Source organism: Paenibacillus sp. VMFN-D1, from assembly GCF_003386155.1.
Taxonomy (GTDB): Bacteria; Bacillota; Bacilli; order Paenibacillales; family Paenibacillaceae; genus Paenibacillus_AQ; species Paenibacillus_AQ favisporus.
In genome coordinates this window covers 18,905-34,872 of the sequence record NZ_QRDU01000011.1, presented here as the reverse complement: position 1 = coordinate 34,872, position 15,968 = coordinate 18,905, and the positions used below count along the sequence as shown (strand labels likewise).

The 15,968-nt window shown below is 55.8% G+C and carries 12 protein-coding genes; 9 read left to right on the top strand and 3 right to left on the bottom strand.

The annotated features are described in order from the left end of the window. Positions 1-215 precede the first annotated feature (215 nt). The 5 genes from C7820_RS32730 to C7820_RS32710 all read left to right on the top strand — a co-directional run bounded on the left by C7820_RS32730 (position 216) and on the right by C7820_RS32710 (position 7,030). On the top strand, positions 216-1,181 hold the full coding sequence (locus C7820_RS32730) for a carbohydrate ABC transporter permease (RefSeq protein WP_076176952.1): 966 nt from the start codon (positions 216-218) through the stop codon (positions 1,179-1,181). Beyond that, positions 1,178-2,014, top strand: coding sequence for a carbohydrate ABC transporter permease (locus C7820_RS32725; protein ID WP_076176951.1), 837 nt, complete (start codon positions 1,178-1,180; stop codon positions 2,012-2,014). Before C7820_RS32730 ends, C7820_RS32725 begins: the two co-directional genes overlap by 4 nt. A gap of 171 nt (positions 2,015-2,185) precedes the next feature. Then, positions 2,186-3,973, top strand: a complete 1,788-nt coding sequence (locus C7820_RS32720; RefSeq protein WP_116234520.1) for a cache domain-containing sensor histidine kinase — start codon at positions 2,186-2,188, stop codon at positions 3,971-3,973. Continuing rightward, on the top strand, positions 3,948-5,567 hold the full coding sequence (locus C7820_RS32715) for a response regulator transcription factor (RefSeq protein WP_116234519.1): 1,620 nt from the start codon (positions 3,948-3,950) through the stop codon (positions 5,565-5,567). Before C7820_RS32720 ends, C7820_RS32715 begins: the two co-directional genes overlap by 26 nt. Before the next feature lie 173 nt (positions 5,568-5,740). Continuing rightward, positions 5,741-7,030, top strand: coding sequence for an ABC transporter substrate-binding protein (locus tag C7820_RS32710; protein ID WP_076176948.1), 1,290 nt, complete (start codon positions 5,741-5,743; stop codon positions 7,028-7,030). A gap of 97 nt (positions 7,031-7,127) precedes the next feature. Here the strand turns inward: C7820_RS32710 and speB are convergent, their stop codons facing one another. Together speB and speE are read right to left on the bottom strand one after the other, a co-directional pair. Further along, complete coding sequence (gene speB, locus C7820_RS32705) at positions 7,128-7,997, bottom strand: agmatinase (RefSeq protein ID WP_089549432.1); 870 nt, start codon at positions 7,995-7,997, stop codon at positions 7,128-7,130. Between the two features lie 14 nt (positions 7,998-8,011). Next, on the bottom strand, positions 8,012-8,839 hold the full coding sequence (gene speE, locus C7820_RS32700) for a polyamine aminopropyltransferase (protein ID WP_076176946.1): 828 nt from the start codon (positions 8,837-8,839) through the stop codon (positions 8,012-8,014). Between the two features lie 399 nt (positions 8,840-9,238). On the opposite strand from speE, the gene C7820_RS32695 reads away from it, so the two are divergent. Together C7820_RS32695 and C7820_RS32690 are read left to right on the top strand one after the other, a co-directional pair. After that, a complete protein-coding gene (locus C7820_RS32695; RefSeq protein ID WP_116234518.1) occupies positions 9,239-11,287 on the top strand; it encodes a transglycosylase domain-containing protein in 2,049 nt (682 codons plus the stop codon). Between the two features lie 254 nt (positions 11,288-11,541). After that, the gene (locus C7820_RS32690) at positions 11,542-12,207 is read left to right on the top strand and encodes a DNA-3-methyladenine glycosylase (protein ID WP_116234517.1); all 666 of its coding nucleotides are present in this window, start codon (positions 11,542-11,544) and stop codon (positions 12,205-12,207) included. Positions 12,208-12,337: 130 nt separating this feature from the next. Here C7820_RS32690 and C7820_RS32685 read toward each other — a convergent pair whose 3' ends face one another. Further along, positions 12,338-12,847 carry a YwhD family protein gene (locus C7820_RS32685; RefSeq protein ID WP_089549436.1) on the bottom strand — a complete coding sequence of 170 codons (510 nt, stop codon included), beginning with the start codon at positions 12,845-12,847 and terminating at the stop codon, positions 12,338-12,340. A 152-nt stretch (positions 12,848-12,999) separates the two neighbouring features. Between C7820_RS32685 and C7820_RS32680 the strand changes: the two genes are divergently transcribed. Together C7820_RS32680 and C7820_RS32675 are read left to right on the top strand one after the other, a co-directional pair. Then, complete coding sequence (locus C7820_RS32680; RefSeq protein WP_116234516.1) at positions 13,000-14,988, top strand: M1 family metallopeptidase; 1,989 nt, start codon at positions 13,000-13,002, stop codon at positions 14,986-14,988. Positions 14,989-14,998: 10 nt separating this feature from the next. Continuing rightward, positions 14,999-15,841, top strand: coding sequence for a hypothetical protein (locus C7820_RS32675; protein ID WP_116234515.1), 843 nt, complete (start codon positions 14,999-15,001; stop codon positions 15,839-15,841). Positions 15,842-15,968: the final 127 nt, after the last annotated feature.

Here is a 15,968-nt window from a genome sequence, read left to right as displayed (position 1 = left end):
CCCACTCGCAAAAAAACGTCCTCTTCCTCATGCATGCGAGTGTTTGGATTGGTGAGCGACTTTGGCTTTGCGCACAGCGCAAAACAAGAGAGCGAAGCAAGCCAAACAGGAGCAAACACCATTCAATAGTGAAAGAATTTGTGCATCCTTCGACTACAGGCAAGGTTCAGCCCACGATACAATGAGAGCTACTAAAAGGCGTGAGGTGATTGATTTTGAATGCACAAACGATACCGGCGGCGGACAAGGCCCAGCCGGGCAAAAACATGAAAACGGTTGCCAAAACGTTGAAAGGACGCTGGAACGCCCCGCTGGCCGGCTACCTGTTCATCGCCCCCTGGCTGCTGGGCTTTCTCATTTTACAGCTGTGGCCCATTATTCAATCCTTCTATTTATCTTTCACCGAGTTTTCCCTGCTGGAACCAGCCCGCTGGATCGGGCTCAAAAATTATCAGGATATTTCGCAGGACCGGCTCTTTTTCAATTCGCTGAAGGTGACCTTCCTGTACGTAATCACTTCGGTTCCCCTGAAACTGCTGGCGGCGCTGCTGGTCGCTATGCTGCTCAACCGGAATATCCGGGGTATTTCCTTCTACCGCACGATCATTTATCTGCCGTCCCTGATCGGGGGAAGCCTGGCGGTGGCCGTGCTGTGGCGCAACATTTTCGGCCTCAACGGATTTATCAACCATCTTGTGATTCTGGTCGGCATCGCCCCGAAGAACTGGATCGGAACGCCCTCCACTGCCCTCGGAACCCTGGTGCTGCTGACGGCGTGGCAGTTCGGCTCGTCGATGATTATTTTTCTGGCTGGTCTTAAGCAAATTCCCGGGGAGCTGTACGAAGCAGCCTCCGTGGACGGGGCCACACCTTTTCGCAAATTCATCCGGATTACGCTGCCCATGCTGTCGCCCGTCATCCTGTTCAACCTGATCATGGGGATCATCAACGCGTTCCAGATGTTCACCTCAGCGTTTGTCGTTACCAACGGAGGTCCGGTCAATTCGACCGAAATGTTTGCCCTGTACCTGTACAACAAAGCCTTCGGTTCGCTGCAGATGGGCTACGCCTCGGCACTGGCCTGGATCCTGCTGGTCATTATCGGTATCGCCACAGCGATTAATTTTATCGCGTCCAAATATTGGGTGTTCTACGAAACGGAAACGGAGGGTCGCAAATGACAGGCGTTCTGAAAAAACAAAATTGGCTGGTTCATATTCTGATGATCGTGTTCTGCTTTGTGATGTTCTACCCCGTACTCTGGTGGATCGGCGCCTCCTTCAAATCGACGGCCGAGATCAGCCTGCCCTCCCTGTTCCCCAAAGTATGGCTGTGGCAGAATTATACGGAAGGCTGGAACGCGCTGCCCAAGTATACGTTTACACGCTTCTTCATGAACAGCCTCAAGCTGAACGTGGCGACCACGGTGCTGCACGTCATCTCGGCCAGCTTGGTGGCCTTCGGCTTCGCCAGGCTGACCTTTCCGCTGAAAGGGCTGTGGTTTTCCATCCTGATGATGACCTTGATGCTGCCGGGCCAGGTCACGCTCATCCCGCAGTATACGATGTTCCATTCTTTTGATTGGATCAATACGTATCTGCCTCTGATCGTCCCGTCGGCCATGGGGGGAGCCTTCTTTATTTTTCTGATCGTCCAATTCATCCGGGGCATTCCGCGGGAACTTGACGAGTCGGCGAAAATCGACGGCTGCACCTGGTTCGGCATTTACCTGCGCATCGTCATGCCGCTGACCCTGCCGGCGCTGATCACGGTCATGATCTTCTCGTTTATTTGGGGCTGGGACGATTACTTCGGTCCGCTGATTTATCTGAACACCGTGGACAAATATACCGTCCCGCTGGCGCTCCGAATGTTCATCGATTCCCAGTCGGCCGTGCCGTGGGGTCAGCTGCTCGCCGTGTCCCTGCTCTCCGTGCTGCCGCCGGTCGTGATCTTCTTCCTGGCGCAGAAGCATTTTGTCGAGGGCATCGCTACGTCAGGGCTGAAAGGCTAGTCATCCTGGAGCGCAATAAACGAAAGTCACGGGGACTCGCTCATTCCATGCTTTTCTTCCGGACCGTATCGTGAACGTAAGTCTCTCTCCCGGCGCGCCGTGAACGGCCGCTTTGGGATAGCAGCGCGTTAACGCTATGGCCTCGCCGCACCCAAGAGGAGGGGAAAAGCCATGAATCCGTTTCGCATGTTCCGTATCGATTATGTGTTTTTCTTCAGCTTTGCCGCTTTTATCGCGGTTCTGATCACGATCATGATGATCGTCAGCTACCGGTTCTCCGCCAATGAGCAGGCGGACAGCGCCTCCATGTATCAACAGGCGGTGCTGCAGCAGCTCAACAAACAGCTCACCGACCAGATGAGCGCCGTGGAGCAGACCTCGCTCGCTGTAGCCATCAACTCCCCGCTGGTCAATTATTTGACGATGAAAGGAGATTATTATGCCCGCAAAACGGCCAGGGACGAGCTGAACCGGGATTATCTGGCACCGATGCTGAACAGCTCCCGCTCGATGTTCTCCTTTCAGATTTATATGAGCGATCCGCTGCAAGTCGACCCCAACGCGAACATTCAGTACCTTCCGCTGAATTACGCCAGCCGGGAAAGCTGGTACCCGGCCGTCGACAAGGCCGACTTCGTCTGGATCGGACAGCGGGAGGTCGGCTCGCCGCAGGGGAAACAACAGGTCATCAGCTTTATCCGTAAAATCACGACGCCGGACGGGGTAAACCGCGGAATCCTCATTATCAACGTCCGCGTCAAGTTTCTGCAGGATATCCTGACTGAGGACAATTCCTCGGCCAGCCGGCTGCTGCTCGATTCCGGCGGCCGGATGATCATGCACACCCGGATCGCTCCGCCTCCCGGAGAAATCGATGCCATCCTGAAGGAGGTCAGCGGAGATGCCGGCCATGCGCATCAGCTGCTGGAAGCGGCAGGCTCGCTTCCGGAGAAGAACATGCTGACCGTCTGGTCCCGCACAGCCCCCGGCAGCTGGATGCTGGTCGAGCTTACACCATGGAAGGACATCACAGGCGGAAGTGTCCGCCTGGCATGGACCATGGCTGTGATCGGAGCGGCCGCCATCCTGCTGTCGGTATTTTTCACGCTGTTCCTTTCGAGGAATTTCACGGTGCCGATCCGGAAGCTGGTCCAGCTGATGCAGGCGTTCAATCCCGGCAAGAAGGGGCTGCCGCTGCCTACGGAATACCGCAACGAATTCGGCAGCCTCTTCAGCGGCTACCGCAAGCTGACCGAACGGATCGAGACGCTGTACCAATCGCTGGAACAGCAGTACAAGGCGCAGCGCGAGGCGGAAATCAAGGCGCTGCAGGCGATGATCAACCCCCATTTTCTCTACAACACCTTGGATCAGCTGAACTGGATGGCGCTGGAGGCCGGCCAGGAGGAGATCAGCCGGGTGCTTGAACTAATGGGGCAAATGTTCCGTATCGGGTTGTCCGGCGGCGAATCCTTGATCCCGATGCAGGATGAGCTGCTTCACGTCGAATGCTATTTGAAAATTCAGCAGTTCAAAAGGGGCCAGGGTCTGGACTGGGAGATCGACTGTCCGGAGGATCTGCGGCAGCTGCTGATTCCAAAGCTGACCCTGCAGCCCTTCGTGGAAAATGCCATCGTGCACGGCTTCCATGGACGCAGCCATGGCCGAATCGTCCTGAATGCCGTGCAAGAGGACCGCGGCATCCGGATCCGGATCCGGGATGACGGCGTCGGCCTGCGGGACGATTGGAAGACCCGGAGGCGCCATCCGACGGGTGGATACGGCATCCGTAATGTAACCGAGCGCATTCAAGTATTTTTCGGTCCGCCCTTTGGCGTATCGCTCCGGAATCGTACCGGCGGATCAGGCACCGAGGCGGAAATTTATCTTCCGAAGCTGACGCAGCAACCGGATTTGGAAGGAGGACGAAGTGATGTGGACACTCGCGATCGTGGATGACGACCGGCAGGTGCTTGGGGGGATGTCGCGGCTCATTCCCTGGGAGCAGCTCGGCATCCGACCCATCGGGGAGGCCATGGACGGTGAAGAGGGGCTCCGGCTGATCAGAGCTGCCAAGCCGGATATCGTCATTACGGACATCTATATGCCGGTCATGAACGGGCTGGAAATGATCGAGCAGCTTCGCAAGCAGCAGTTTGATGGCAAAATCATCATCTTAAGCGGCTACTCGGACTTTGATTATGCCCGCAAAGCGCTGCGGCTGCAGGTTGACGATTATTTGCCCAAGCCGGCCTCACCGGCTACGATCCGTGAGGTACTGCAGCGCGTAATCGCCGAATTGTCGGAGAAAAGAGCGGCAGAGAACCGGGAGCAGGAGCTTCAGGAACGGCTGATGCAGTACGAGCCCTACCTGGAGCGGGAATGGGTAAAATCGGTCCTCACGGGCGGGACCTTTTCCCCACCGACCGGGCCGTACCGGATGCTGGACCGGCTTGGCTGGAAAGGCGCGCAGTTCATGATGCTGGCCCTGGAAATCAAGCGGCAGGGGCGGACGGAGGGCATCTCTGCCCGGGACTGGCACCTGTTCCGCTTTGCCGTCGGTAATACGGTCGAGGAGCTGGCCAGGCAGGATGGACTGAGGAGCTACTTTTTAGAGCTGCATAGTCACCATATGACTCTGCTGCTGCATAAGCCCCTTTCCTGGCCCGCAGAAGCGTTTCGCTCCGAGGTGCTGGCGCTGGCCGGACGCATAATTGAGTCAGTGGACCGTTACCTTCAGGTCAAGCTGCGTATCGGGGCGGGCCTCCGGAAAGACGATTGGACGGCTATTGCGGATTCCACGGAAGAGGCCTTTCAGGCCCTGGCCGAGCGGCGAGAGCCTGATGCAAACCATCCCTGCGTCTACGTCTACACCGAAGCCGGCTTCCGGCATCCGGCAGCGCGAAACGTGCGGCCGGTCCGATTTTTTCAGGAAATGGCGGATGCGGTTCGGACCTTCGATGAGCCACGGGCCCTGCTGGCGCTGGAGGATTTCGCAAGCAGCGACAGCGGCGTGGCACAGCTATCTCCCGGCGAGCTGGCAGCCCTCGGGACACAGCTGTTTGCCATCCTCTCTTTCACGCTGTACGATTCCGGCCACAAGCTTGACGACGAGCTGCCTCCTGCGGATCTATCCAAGGAGCTGGGATTGATAGAAAACGCGCAGCAGTGGAAGGCCTGGGTGGCGGAGAAGGTTAAGCGGATCTGCCGCCGGTTTACTCCCAATGAGAACCTGAAGCATAAGGAAACGGTGGAGTTTATCATTCAGTACATTCACGAGCATTACGCCGAAAACATCCACCTCCAGGATGTCGCCGATCAGGTCTATATTTCCAAAAATTATTTGAGCACCCTGTTCCGCCAGTTCACCGGCGAGACGTTCGGCGATTATTTGACCCGGGTCCGGATGGAAAAAGCCAAGAGCATGGTCCTGGAGAAAAAGCTGCTCATCGCCGAAATTGCCGAGCGGGTCGGATACCGCAACGTACCGTACTTTACCACGCTGTTCAAAAAGCATACCGGGCGCAGTCCGACCGAGTTCTACCGGGCCTAACGCAGCTCCAGCCGATCCTGGATCCGCCCAGCATACAGGACAAACGCAGCCGGCAGTTCACCGTTATTCGTAAAATACTGAAACGATTTGTAGGATCGTCCGCTACGCGGATGTTCCTCGGCTTGGTACCTTAGAGCAAGAAAGAGTTCCGTTACTTAAGGGAGGTTCAACCAATGAGAAAATCATGGCAACGTCTTGCCGCAGGCACTGCGGCCGTCCTTATGCTGTCCCTCGTCCTGTCCGCCTGCAGCGGGGTCAAGAAGGAAGAAACCGGAGCTGCGGGCACCGGAAACGGCAAGTCCATCACGCTGCGGATCATGTGGTGGGGATCACAGGCCCGTCACGACGCAACTTTGAAAGCGCTCGATTTATACTCCAAAAACAACCCGGGTATCACATTCGAGCCGGAATACCAGTCGTTCGACGGATACCAAGACAAGCTCTCCACCCAGTCCGCAGGGAAAAACACCCCGGATATTTTCCAGATGGATGCCGCCTGGTTCAACGACTGGGCCTCCAGCGGCCGGTTGGAGGATCTCTCGTCCATTCCGACGGATAACATCGACAAGGCCCTGCTCGAAACCGGCACCTATCAAGGCAAGCTGTACGCGATGCCGCTCGGCAACAACGCCTGGGGCATGGTATACAACAAGACGATCATGGACAGCCTCGGGGTTCAACCTCCCAAGACATGGGATGAGTTTTTCGCCATGGCGCGCGACTTGAAGCCGAAATTGGCCAAAGACCAATACCTGACCCGGGATTTGACGGCAGACGGCGCATCCTACATGTCCTATCAATTGAGCATGGGCAAAGGCTTCTCGATGAGCAAGGACGGGAAGTTCCACTACGACGAAACCACCTGGAAAGATTGGATGAACAAATGGGCACAGCTGCGCAAGGACCATCTTGTGCCTCCGCCGGATGTGACGGTGTCGGATAAATCGCAGGACGCTCAGATGGATCTGCTCATTCAGGAGAAAATTCTGCTCCGGGGCGCGCATGCCGCGGAATTCGGCGGAACGGACGCCCTGAAGCCGGGCGTTATGGCGCTGACGACCCAGCCGCGGGGGACACAGGCGGGCGGATGGCTCAAAGCCTCCATGTATTGGAGCGTCAGCCCCAACAGCCAGTATAAAGACGAAGCCAAGAAGTTCATCGACTGGTTCGTCAACAGCCAGGAAGCCGGCGACATCCTCGGCACTTCCCGCGGGATTCCAGTCAACAAGACCGTCGCTGATGCGCTCAAGCCTAAGTTCACCGATGTCGACAAAAATGCACTGGGCCTGATCAACGAAGTGTCCAAGGACGGGGCCGCGTTCGACCCGGGTCCCGGCAATAAAGGCGGCTGGGCCAATTTTACGAAGGAATACGACAACATCACGCAGTCGATCATGTTCGGGAAAATCAGCATCGACGACGGCTGGAACCAAATCGTCAAACTGAGCAAAAGCTTGGACTAGCTTTGCAGCTCTCATAGCTTTATCTCGGATCACCATCCTCGTACGATGGCACAACAAAGAAGCACCCGGTTAGCCTCGGGTGCTTCTTTACGTTTCTTTATTTTACAAATCCGAGCAGCATTTCGCGAATCAGCTTCGCCGCCACGATCTGGGTCTGCTCCGAATGGTCGTAGACCGGAGCCACTTCCACCAAGTCGCAGCCCACCACGTTGACTTCGGAATTGGCGATCAGGTGCACCGCCTCCAGCAATTCCTTGGAAGTGATGCCGCCCGCTTCCGCGGTTCCCGTTCCGGGCGCCGCCGACGGATCGAGCACGTCGATGTCGATCGTGACGTATACCGGACGATTGCCCATTTGCGGCAGGGCCTCCCGAAGCGGAGCCGCCACGTCGAACGGATAGAAGTTAATGTTCTCGCGGGCATACTGGAACTCCTCGCGCGAACCGGAGCGGATGCCGAATTGGTAGATGTTCTTGCCGCCCATCAGCCCGGCTGCTTTACGGACCGGCGTCGAGTGCGACAGCGGCTCGCCCTCGTACTGCTCGCGAAGGTCGGCATGCGCGTCGATGTGGATCAGGATCAGATCCGGATACTTCGCGTACATTTGCTGGATGACCGGCCAGGTCACCAAGTGCTCTCCGCCGAGCCCGATCGGAAATTTATCGTCGCCGAGCAGTTTGCCCACGTACTCGCCGATCACTTCGAGACTGCGTCCTGCATTGCCGAACGGCAGCAGCAGATCGCCGGCGTCGAAGTATTTGAGATCCAGAATGCTTTTATCCAAGTAAGGGCTGTATTCCTCCAGACCCACGGAAGCCTGGCGGATGTGCGCCGGACCGAACCGGGATCCCGGACGGAAGCTGACCGTGTAGTCCATCGGCATGCCGTAAATGACCGCCTTGGAATTTTCGTAATCGTCCGAGCTGCAAATAAATACGTTGCCCGAATAAGCTTGGTCTAGTTTCATGATGTTGCCTCCCCCTATTTCGTCAGATCTTCCACAAATTTAGGCAATACGAAAGCCGCCTTGTGCAGGCGTGGCGTGTAGTACTTCGTGTCCATCTCCGGAATTTGCGACTCGTCCACCTCAAGCGGATCGTATTTTTTGCTGCCCATCGTAAATGTCCACAAGCCGCTCGGATATGTCGGGATGTTCGCCGCATAAACGCGCACGATCGGGAAAATTTCCTTCACATCCTTGTTCACCTTTTGGATCAAGTCGGCCTTAAACCAAGGGTTGTCCGTTTGTGCCACGAAAATGCCGTCATCCTTCAGCGCTTCATAAATGCCTTGGTAGAAGCCGCGTTCAAACAGAGGTGCAGCCGGGCCTACAGGCTCCGTGGAGTCTACCATAATGACGTCGTATTCGTTCTTGTGCTCGTGGATGTGCATGAAGCCGTCGTTCACCAGGACTTCCACCTTCGGATCTTCCAGTTTGCCCGCGATGGACGGCAGGTACTTCTTCGAGTACTCGATAACTTTGCCGTCGATGTCGACGAGCACGGCTTTTTCCACTTTCGAATGCTTGATGATTTCGCGGATCACGCCGCCGTCTCCCCCGCCTACGACGAGGACATGCTTCGGATTCGGATGCGTATTCAGCACCGGGTGCGCCACCATTTCATGGTATACGAATTCATCCTTTTCGGTCGTCATGACCATTCCGTCAAGCAGCAGCATATTTCCAAACTCTTCAGTCTCTACCATGGCCAGATCCTGAAAATCGGTTTTTTCATTTACATACGTTTGTTTGATTTTGGCAGTAATACCGAATGCGGGCGTCTGTTTCTCCGTGAACCACAATTCCATCGTCATTACCTTCTTTCTTTCCCAGGATAAAGGAGGGATTGATCTTCCCTGCCGCATGTTCTCGAGTAGCACGTACATCTTCTTTATTGTACCAAACTGCCGATGTATAAACACATCCTTTGAATTATACGCGATAGAAGAAATTCGTGTAAAGAAACACTTTCCTAACGCTTCGTCCCCTGACTGAGGCCGCGTCAGCACGGGATTTTTATCCCTCAGGTGGCCCTGTATGCCCCCTCGCCCTGCATGACCGGAAGGCCGAGCGCTTTTCCCGTGAATCCCGGGCCCGGCGTGAATATCTGCTGCCTGCATTTCCCATAATGAAAGTATCAGATTGTTCAGCTCCGCTGAAAAGCTATACATTCCATTCTCTTTAAGTAAGGAAAGGGGCTACAGTACATGGCGAACCTATTCACGCGGCGGCCCAAACGGAAAAACCGGTTCCTGTTGATGCTAAAGCTCTTCACCGGCATGGTCGTCCTCCTTCTGATCGCAGGGGGCGTTCTGCTCGGCTGGCTGTATCAAAAAAACCTTCCGCTTGCCGATACGGACCGCAATTCGCGCCTTCTGGACAGTCAAGGCGACATTATCGCCACGTTTTCGGCCAGCGGGCGCAGCTACGAACCCATCAAGCTCAATCAAATTTCACCGCTGCTCGTGAAGGCGACCCTGTCGGTGGAGGACCGCAAGTTCTACGGCCATTTCGGGTTTGACCTGGAGGGCATGGGACGCGCGGCACTCGTCAACCTGGAGCATATGGCCCGGGTTCAGGGAGCAAGCACCCTGACGCAGCAGCTTGCCCGTAATCTATATTTATCCCATGAAAAAACATGGTCCCGCAAAATCAAAGAAGCCATGTACACCGCTCAGCTGGAGATGAAGTATACCAAGGATGAAATCCTTCAAATGTATTTGAACGAAATTTACTACGGTCACGGCGCTTACGGCATCGAAGCAGCCTCCCTGATGTATTTCGGCAAGCCGGCCAAAGATCTCGACCTGGCGGAAAGCGCGATGCTGGCCGGGATTCCCAAGGGGCCAACCTATTACTCGCCCTACACCCACCTGGATAATGCCAAGAAACGGCAGAAGATCGTCCTGGGCACCATGCTGGCCACCGGTGATATCACCCAGAAGGAGGCGGACCAGGCTGCAGCCGAGAAGCTGGCGATCAAACCGCAGGGACAGCAGAAATCCAACCTGACGGCGCCGTATTTTCGGGATTATGTAAAAAATTTGGTGACCAGCCAGCTCGGCATCAGCGAGGACATGCTCGATCATGGCGGTCTTAACATTTATACGACCCTGGACCCGCATGCCCAAGCCGCGGCTGAGGAGGCGGTGGCCAAAGGCATGGATTCGGCCAGCGATTTGGAGACCGCGCTCGTGTCGATCGACCCGCGGAGCGGCTATGTCAAAGCGATGGTCGGCGGCAAGAACTACAAGGAGAGCCAGTACAACCATGCGCTGGCCAAGACGCGCCAGCCAGGCTCCTCCTTCAAACCGATTATGTACTTAACGGCATTGTCTTCAAAGACGATGACGGGTCTCACGACGTTTAACAGCGAACCGACCCTGTTTCACTACGACAACAACCGGAAAACGTATCAGCCCAGTAATTATGGAGACAAATATTTGGGCGAGATCAACATGGAGCAGGCCATCGCGGCCTCGGACAACATCTACGCGGTCAATACGATGCTGAAGATCGGGGCGGATAACGTGATCGCCACGGCGCGCAAGCTCGGCATCGTCAGCCCGCTCGAGTCCGTCCCCTCCTTGGCGCTCGGTACCTCGCCAATCAGTCCGTTCGAAATGGCGTCCGCCTTTGCGGTGATCAGCAACAACGGCAAGCGGATCCCGCCGGTCGCCGTACTGAAGATTACTGATGCCGCCGGCGAGGTAATCTACGAGGCTCCAAAGCCCGCCGGCGAGCAGGTCGTCGATCCGGCGGCGGCTTACGTGCTGACGCATCTGATGGAGAGCGTATTTGAATCCGGCGGGACCGGTAACCGCGTATCCTCCATCATGAAGCGTCCCGTGGCCGGCAAAACCGGAACGACCGATACCGACGCCTGGCTGGTCGGATATACGCCGGAGCTTGCGACCGCCGTATGGGTCGGTTTTGACAAGGGCAAAACGATTACGACGACGGACGCCCACCGGGCAGCGCCCATTTTTGCCCAGTACACCGAGAAAGCGCTGGAGAACGTACCGCCCAAAATTTTCACGATTCCGAGCGGCGTCGTCAGCGTCTATATTGATGAAGAATCCGGCAAGCTCGCCACGGCCGATTGTCCCCACAAGAAGCTTGAGGTATTCATCGCAGGTACGGAGCCGACCGAATACTGCTCGCTTCACGGCGGGAAGAAGGAACAGCCGGACGTGAAAAACAAGGCCGAAGAACACTCCTGGTGGTCCGACTTTAAGCGGTGGCTGACCGACTAAACGCAGCGCGTTATAAAGGTTCGGGGCTAGACTAGGCTGAGTACTGCCCGAAAACCATATTTGAAAAAGGGAGCCGGTAAAGCCGCTCCCTTTTTTGCCTTCTTCCGAAGTGCTTCGGTTGGCGGGCCCCCTCTCCCAGGGAGCCCGATACACCGGACCAAGGATTCAAGCCATGCTTGCGGGGTTACCTTTTGCCTTTCGCGCTCAATTCCGGTTATATATATAGAATGAACTAACCCGAAGAGGTGATCCTGATGATGAACCCGGGTAACGAGGGCGGCCGGCTGATCTCCCCTTCGCTTCTCGCCATGACCGCGCTGGAAGCCGCGCCCCGCCTGCTCGGCCAGACGCTGGTCCGGGAGACCGAAGACGGAGAAATCCGCTGCCGGATCGTGGAGACCGAGAGCTACGGCGGCGCCGAAGACAAAGGGAGCCATGCCTACGGCAACCGGCGCACCGCCCGGACCGAGACGATGTTTGCCGCCGGGGGCTTGGCCTACGTGTATTTAATCTACGGCATGTACCACTGCGTCAACGTTGTCGTCGGCGACGCGGACGACCCTCAGGCCGTGCTCATCCGGGCGGTGGAGCCGCTAAGCGGGCATGACGCCGAGCTGATGCGCCGGTACCGGGGCAGCGTCTCCGGCAAAGCCGCCAACTTGTGCAACGGCCCCGGCAAGCTGTGCCGCGCGCTGCGGATCGACCGCAGCCTGAACGGCTGCGCACTCGGTCATGCGGACAGCCCGCTGCGGCTTGAGTCCGGCGACCGGGCTGATGAGCTCCCGATCATCCAGTCTCCACGGATCAATATTGATTACGCGGAGGAGTACGCCCTCAAGCCGTGGCGGTTTTATATCGACGGCCATCCGTACGTGTCGGTCAAAGCCCCTGAGCCGCTGCCTTTTTCGCTAAGGGGTTAATTCCGTGCTGTACACGAGACCATGACCCTTCATGCCATGCAAAAAAGGACCTGCCCTGCCCACGGATCGATACATCCGTCAGCAGGAACAGGTCCTTTGTTCTTATAACGAGGAGAGCCCGCGATTTACGCTATACCTCCAGCGCCTTCTTCAGCTCATCCGGCGAAGCTTCCCACCACTGCTCATTATGCGACACCAGCAGGTTCTTCAGCAGCGTCTTTTCCTCAGATCCCAATTCGTCCAGCATAAATTTCCGCTTCAGCGCGGCATCCATCCGGTTCACGTGATCGGCAAGGATTTTCCAGCCCCGTCTCTCTTCTTCATCGATCCACATCTCACTGGCCGTGGCACCGCCGTAGAATTGTCCATCCTCGTTCCGGTCCACCGCGACCCATACGATCCACACCTGGCGTCCGTTCGGGACTTCCTCCCGGTTCGGCGTAAAGCGAATGCGGCGCTCCGGCTTGCTCTTGGCGTGCATCGCTCCGATATCGATGACGGCTTCGCCGCGGTCGATAATGACTGGAGAAATGTTGTTCAGATCGATAGAGCCTGCCCCAAAACCCATCTTGTGCTTGCTCTTGCCGCTGACGATATTCAGTGCGATGGGCTTCTTGCCTACCTGTTCCTTGTTGTCCATTTCCGATGTTCCTCCTATTTGAAAACAGAAACGCTGCGCTGCGCCTCCGCGATTTGTGGATACCCGTCCAACTTAATTTTATTTTAACTAATAATCGCTGGAAAGCCAACATATACATGCTGTAGATGCTTGTCAACGGGAGGTATTCGTATATGGCCCCAGCACGCGCCAAACTCGTCTTTTTATCCTTTCTCGTTCTTGTACTCCTGATTACGGGAACACTGTGGTTCGTCTTTAAGGATTCGCCCGAGTCCATGCCTTCCTACGCTCCGGATAAGGCCAAGCCTCCAGCGGCTTACAAGCCTCCGTCACCGATGGAGAGCGTCCAGCAGCCGACCGCGGAGGTGCTCAGCAAGCGGGTGGTGGAATATCACATCGATACGACCCTTGATCCGGATAGCCGGGTAATTAAAGGAACCCAGACCCTGACCTGGACTCATCCCGGCAAAAAAACGGTAAACGAGCTGTATTTTCACCTCTATCCGAACGCCTTCGCTTCCATGGATACGACGTTTATGAAGGAATCCGGCGGTAAGCTGCGCAATGACACGATGCCTGCCGACGGCTTTGGGTCCATGACCCTGACTGCGATGAAGACTGCCGACGGTCTGTCGCTGATGCACCGGATTCAATACGTGCAGCCGGATGACGGCAATACGAAGGACAAGACCTTGATGAAGGTGCGTCTTCCGCGGCCGGTGAAACCAGGCGAAAGCATCACGCTGACCATGCAATTCGAAGTCCAACTGCCCAAAATCTTCGCCCGAATGGGGACCGCCGGCAACTTTGTCATGGCCGGGCAGTGGTTCCCCAAAATCGCCGTCTACGAGCCCGTGGGAACGCGCGGCCGGACGAGCGAGGGCTGGGACCTGCACCAGTACCACGGCAATTCGGAATTCTACTCCGATTTCGGCATTTACAGCGTCCGCATTCACGTACCGAAGAACTACACGGTGGCCGCAACCGGTTTCCCGGTACAGAACTCACAGATCAAGAACGGCGAGAAGATCTATCAGTTCTACGCCGACGACGTACATGACTTTGCCTGGGCCGCATCCCCCGACTTTATCGTCGCCGAGGAGCCGTTCTCTTCAGCGGAGGTGCCCGGGGTCCGGATCAAGCTGTATCTCGATCCCGCCCACAAGGATTTGAAGGAGCGCTATTTCTACGCCGCCAAGGCCGCGCTTAAATATTTCAGCAAATGGTACGGGAAGTATCCGTATTCCACCCTGTCTATCGTCGTTCCGCCCGAAGCAGGCAATGGGGCAGGCGGCATGGAGTATCCGACGCTGATTACGGCCTTCGGGGCCAAGGACGACTCCCCGGGTTACGACCTCGAGCGGACCGTCATCCATGAAATCGGCCATCAGTACTTCTACGGCATGATCGCCAGCAACGAGTTCGAGGAGGCCTGGCTGGACGAAGGCTTCACCTCCTACGCTGAGGATAAGCTGATGGAGCAGGAATACGGCGTCATCCCCAATCTGCCGATCCAGTCCTCGCTCATCGCTTCGCCTGCGCCGCTGACCCAGGACGCCTGGAAATATACGTCGCAGAATCAATATGCGCTGAACGTGTATTACCGTGGCAAGATGGTCCTGAAAGAAATGGAGACGCTGACCGGCGCCCAGACCATGAAGAAAATCATGTCCACCTATGCGAAGAAATACCGTTTCGAACATCCTGCCACGGCTGATTTTCAAAAGGTGGTCGAACAGGTAACCGGCAAGTCGTGGCAGACCTTCTTCGATCAATATGTATATGGCAGCCAGATGGCCGATTTTTCGGTCGATGAAATTACGGTGCGCAAGGATAAGGATTCGGCGCAGCCCCGCTACGATTCTATGGTGAAGGTCAGCAAAAAGGGCGGCGATCTGCCGCAGGTGCCGATTCTGTTCACATTTACGGACGGGCATCAGATCAAAAAGGTTTGGGACGTAAAGAACGCCAGCACCCAGTTCAAGCTGACATACAGCTCCCCGCTGGCCTGGGCCATGATCGATCCCGGCTATACGGTCGTGCTGGAAAACAAACATGTGAACAACTACCTGAAGGCGGACATGGATCATAAAGTGCTCCTCCGCTGGAACGTAAGCATTACCAAGCTGATTGAAACCCTGCTTGGAAGTCTGTCCTGGTGAGGTGAGAGCAGTGAAATCCTATATTGTTAACGGTTGGAAAAGCGTCAAAGACCAATTTTATGTCATGATCATCATGTTCCTGTACCAGCTGCTCTGGGGCTACTTCCTGTACCGTCTGATCGATTCGGCGGTCGTGCCGCTGCTGATGCGGTATCCCGATCCCCCGCCGACCGAACTCAGCCAGGTCCTCTATTATGTGGAGGGACAAATGAGCTTGACCCAAAGCAGCACCGTGCATACCTACCTATGGGTTTTGTTGGGGATGGTCGCCCTACGCGTGCTGCTGACCCCTTTTATCCACGCGGGTATCTTCTACGGCCTGCACCGGGAGCATCAGGGGGAACGCGGACTGTTTTTCTTCCAGGGCATGAAGCTGCACGGCAAAACGGTGTTTCTTTTTCACCTGATCGAATGGGTGCTTATCGCCGCTCCGTTATACTGGATGATCCCGAAGATGTATCCAATCCTGCTCAGCGCGATCCAAAACCATGCCCAGCTGCTTCACTGCATCCCGTACATGGCAGTCTGGCTTCTGTACTGCTACATCGTCCATCAGATGATTCTGTTCATGCAGTTTGGCAAAACCGGTGGAACCAGCATGTTCTCCTCACTCTGGATCTGCCTGCGAAGCGCGCTGCCGGTCATCGGCATATCCGTTCTGCTGGGCGCGGTCAGCCTGCTCTTGTATGGCATTACCAGCAGCGTCTCTCTGATCTGGGCAGGGCTTGCCACCCTGATTATCCAACAGGGCTATCATATGGTCAGCTGTATCTTTAAATTATGGAATATCTCCTCCCAATATGATTTGTGGCATCAGCAAATGAACCGTACGAAAAAAAATATTTCGGAATAGTTAAAATTTTGTCATCACTTTAATCCGCTGATAAAAGAAGAACCCCGTCTCTTTCTGTTGAAAAGAGGCGGGGTTTTTGTTGTAAAATGATTGTTAACCATTTGCCAAAGTATAAATCCTCTGTTAA